This is a genomic window from Paraburkholderia franconis, assembly GCF_009362735.1.
Taxonomy (GTDB): Bacteria; Pseudomonadota; Gammaproteobacteria; order Burkholderiales; family Burkholderiaceae; genus Paraburkholderia; species Paraburkholderia franconis.
Map to the genome: position 1 here is coordinate 1 of NZ_WHNP01000178.1, position 3,745 is coordinate 3,745.

The following is a 3,745-nucleotide window of genomic DNA, read 5'->3' on the forward strand; positions in this document are numbered from 1 at the left end:
GTTGCGTGACGGCGTCGCTGTCGTCGGAATAGCGCTTGAAGCGCAGCAGACGGCAGAACGGCTTTTCGACGATCGTCTGTTCGACGATGGGAATGTTGCGGCCGTCCTTGACGATCTGATGCAGGTTGAACTCGGGCTTTTCGTAATCCTTGCCGAGGCGGTACAGCAGCTCGTAGCCCGCGGACAGGCGGGTGGCGCCTGGCACATAGGCGAACGGACTGGCCGGATTCGCAAACGATTTCGAAGCAGCCTGAGCCCAGGCGGTAAGCGGGCTGAGGAGTGCCCGCTGGAATTCGTGCAATTGATAGAGCATGCTTCGCTAGGGCTGAGTAAGAGGCGAGGAATCCCTTTTTGTGCAGTATTGGGACGGTTGAGGTAGCCTCATGCGACGCCGAGAGCCCGAGGTCTCGTCAGCAGCCATTCGCTGAGTACGCGCCGCGATGGTCTGGAATTGCCGCCGGTGCAATCCGGCCGTTCGGGCTACCAGCCCACATTGTTCAAGAAACCAATCCGGCACGGCTGACGGAATGGAACGTGCCATAACGGCAGGTTGCAATCGCTTCGGCGTCGGACTGTGAAGCGGCCTGTGCGTAGGCAACCGACCATCGGCCGCAGACATCGCGATAACGGATCGAATAGGTGTGCATGGTAATCTCCTGTGGCATCCACGATCAACGGGGCCTTCGCGGTCGTCCGGACGATAGGCGGTCGAGCGAATTGGTCAGCGTTCTTATGTACCGCGTAGAAATATCTTGCAATAAAGGTAGACGGATGAGCAACAGAAAACCATTGTACGAACGGGTCGCTGGACTCCTCGGCGGGCATAACTCGCTCATACTTTTGGATACCTCGAAGCGTCCAGGAGCGAGTGTTCGAGTCTTGGCGGCGATGTAGAGAGAGCCGTCACAGTAAGCCCGTCATACGCAGGTATGAGACAGCCATTCCTAAGGTTGATGAATGGAGCGGCGGCGAGGTACTTCGGCGCTATGAGAGAACAACGTGATCTATAACGTGCCGGCGAACTATCCGGGCTTCGGCCGCAAGGTGTACCCGGGCTTTCTGCAGCACACCGGCTTTGTCGCGATGAATCCGGAACGTCACGCGGCGTCGCACTGGGACTTCTATCAGAGCCTTCTGCGCGGCGACGAAGAAGATGCCGAAGCACACCGCCGTTTCTACGACGAATACAACGCGGTGCTCGACATGGCCGCCGAGTACTATCTGCAGACGATCAGGGTCGTGTTCCAGGAATTCCGTCTTGCCGAAGGCACGTGGGTCGTTGACGGCGAGCCGGTCCGTCCCCAGGACATCAAGAATACGGCCCTCTTCACGATCGAAGGCGAGCTCGACGACATTTCGGGCAGCGGCCAGACACGCGCCGCGCACGATCTGTGCACCGGCATCCCCGAGAATAACAGGCGGCATTTCACCGCCGAAAAGTGCGGCCACTACGGGATCTTCTCCGGCCGCCGCTGGCGCACGATCATCTATCCGCAACTGCGCGAGTTCATCGTCAAAAACGATCCGGCGCCAAGAAGTGTCTGCAAAGAAGATCGGTGCGAAGAGATCGACGGTAACGAAAGTAATACGAGCTATTAGAGCGCGACCGACTGACGGTCGCGCCAGTTGCTAGGCGGCCTTCGGCTGTGGTCGGTGGCCGTCCCGAAAAGGGTCTGCCTTCATTGTTCAATGTTGAAGAGTTGAAACTGGCCGAAAGCGTCAGTTGGTTCATGGTTCCGCGAAGCAGTCTTTCAGTCCGGATGCGAAGCACGACGCGACCGGCCGCCATGGCCGAGGACGGAAGTGGCTCGGCCGACGTGCGAAGGTGCTGTCTCAGCGGATCCGACATCGAATGTCCGCGCGATTGCGCTGGGCCCAACGGCCGCAGTTGGCCGCACTCCGCCCGATCAACCGATCGCGCGATTCGCCGACGCCGTGCGCGAACCCGTCTCCTCCATCGAACTGCTTCGGCATGGCCGTGCGGCCAGCGAGAGGTTGCCGAAGCGCGTGCTAACATTGTTTGTTATCACATCCCGTCGTTCAATGACTCAAGCAATGAATTCCGAGACGCTTGCGCTCACGCCGCCCACTACGCTTGTCATCGCGTCGCGGGAAAGCCGCCTGGCAATGTGGCAGGCCGAGCACGTGCGGTGTGCGCTGAACAAATTATATCCATCTTGTGACGTAAAAATCCTCGGAATGACGACACGCGGCGATCAGATTCTCGATCGCACGCTGTCGAAGGTCGGCGGCAAGGGTCTGTTCGTGAAGGAGCTGGAGAACGCGCTCGCCGACGGCCGCGCCGATCTCGCCGTTCATTCGCTGAAAGACGTGCCGATGGAACTGCCTGAAGGCTTCGCGCTGTCCACCATCATGGAGCGCGAAGACCCGCGCGATGCGTTCGTCTCGAACCAGTACGACACGCTCGCCGCGCTGCCGCCCGGTAGCGTGGTCGGCACGTCGAGCCTGCGCCGCGAAGCGATGCTCCGTACGCGCTATCCGGAACTCGTCGTGAAGCCGTTGCGCGGCAATCTCGATACGCGCCTCGCCAAGCTCGATCGCGGCGACTACGCAGCCATCATTCTTGCCGCCGCTGGCCTGATGCGCCTCGGTCTCGCCGCGCGCATCCGTTCGCTGCTCGATCCCGCCGACAGCCTGCCCGCCGCGGGCCAGGGCGCGCTCGGCATCGAGATTCGCGCGGACCGCGCGGACCTCGCCGCGTGGCTCGCGCCGCTGCATCACGAGCACACGGCCGCCGCCGTCGAAGCGGAACGCATGGTGTCGCGCGCGCTCGGCGGCAGTTGCGAAGTGCCGCTCGCGGCCTACGCGACATGGCACGACGGCGCGCTGCATCTGCGCGGCATCGTTGCGACGCCCGACGGCCAACGTGTGCTCTTCGCACAAGCCTCGGCGCCCGCGCCGACCACGGGCGCCGCGCTCGAACTCGGCCGCGAAGTCGCGAGACAGCTCGAAGCGCAAGGCGCGATGGACATCGTCCGCGCGCTCAGCACGGCGAGCGGGCCGACAGCTTGAAGCTTTTTGTACGATGCGGTTGTACACCGAACGGCTCTGGTGCAAATAGGGTTGGCGATCGGTTAGAGTTGTCGTAGCAAAACGAACTGATAACCCGCGATGAGCAAGCTGAAGAGTCTGGATGAGTTGTTCGGTGGACGCCATTTTGATCGGGAGATCATCGTTCTGTGTGTTCGCTGGTACCTGCGGTACAAGCTCAGCCTACGCGATCTGGTCGAGATGATGGCCGAACGGGGTTTGTCGCTGGCTCACACGACGATCCTGCGCTGGGTGAGGCGTTTACGCCCGAGTTCGTCAAACGCTGGAACCGCTTTGCTACCCCTGCGGGTCGCTCGTGGCGTGTCGATGAGACCTGCCTGAAGATTCGTGGCAGGTGGGTCTACCTATACCGGGCGATCGATCGATCGGGCTGGCCAGACGGTGGACTTCATGCTCAGGGCGAGGCGCGACGTGGGCGCGGCCAAAGCCTTTTTCAGCAAGGCGATCAGGCATCAGGGCCAGTCGCCGGAGATCATCACGCTCGATGGCTATGCTGCCTCGCACCGCGCGGTGCGCGAGATGATGGTCGATGGTTCGCTGCCTGAAGACACGAAGGTCCGGTCCTCGAAATACCTGAACAACCTGATCGAGCAGGACCATCGCCATATCAAATCCAGAACGAATGTGATGCTCGGCTTCAAACGGTTCAGAAGCGCCGCGACGACGATTTCAG

Annotated in this window: 2 protein-coding genes and 3 pseudogenes; 3 read left to right on the plus strand and 2 right to left on the minus strand. The window is 61.2% G+C overall.

Translation table 11 applies throughout. The annotated features are described in order from the left end of the window. Positions 1 to 313: pseudogene (locus GCT13_RS47140) on the minus strand (polyhydroxyalkanoate depolymerase); the annotation flags it as partial. Between the two features lie 184 nt (positions 314 to 497). Then, positions 498 to 647, minus strand: coding sequence for a hypothetical protein (locus GCT13_RS49015; RefSeq protein ID WP_193727983.1), 150 nt, complete (start codon positions 645 to 647; stop codon positions 498 to 500). Positions 648 to 990: 343 nt separating this feature from the next. Here GCT13_RS49015 and GCT13_RS47145 point away from each other — a divergent pair. The 3 genes and pseudogenes from GCT13_RS47145 to GCT13_RS47155 form a co-directional block, all read left to right on the plus strand. Further along, a pseudogene (locus tag GCT13_RS47145) lies at positions 991 to 1,599 on the plus strand (polyhydroxyalkanoate depolymerase); the annotation flags it as partial. A gap of 456 nt (positions 1,600 to 2,055) precedes the next feature. Then, the gene (hemC, locus tag GCT13_RS47150) at positions 2,056 to 3,033 is read left to right on the plus strand and encodes a hydroxymethylbilane synthase (protein WP_152768378.1); all 978 of its coding nucleotides are present in this window, start codon (positions 2,056 to 2,058) and stop codon (positions 3,031 to 3,033) included. Positions 3,034 to 3,132: 99 nt separating this feature from the next. Beyond that, positions 3,133 to 3,745, plus strand: a pseudogene (locus GCT13_RS47155) (IS6 family transposase); the annotation flags it as partial.

Coding starts and splice junctions, on each gene's coding strand:
- GCT13_RS49015 (WP_193727983.1), bottom strand. CDS start 647: ATGCACACCTATTCGATCCGTTATCGCGATGTCTGCGGCCGATGGTCG.
- hemC (WP_152768378.1), top strand. CDS start 2,056: ATGAATTCCGAGACGCTTGCGCTCACGCCGCCCACTACGCTTGTCATC.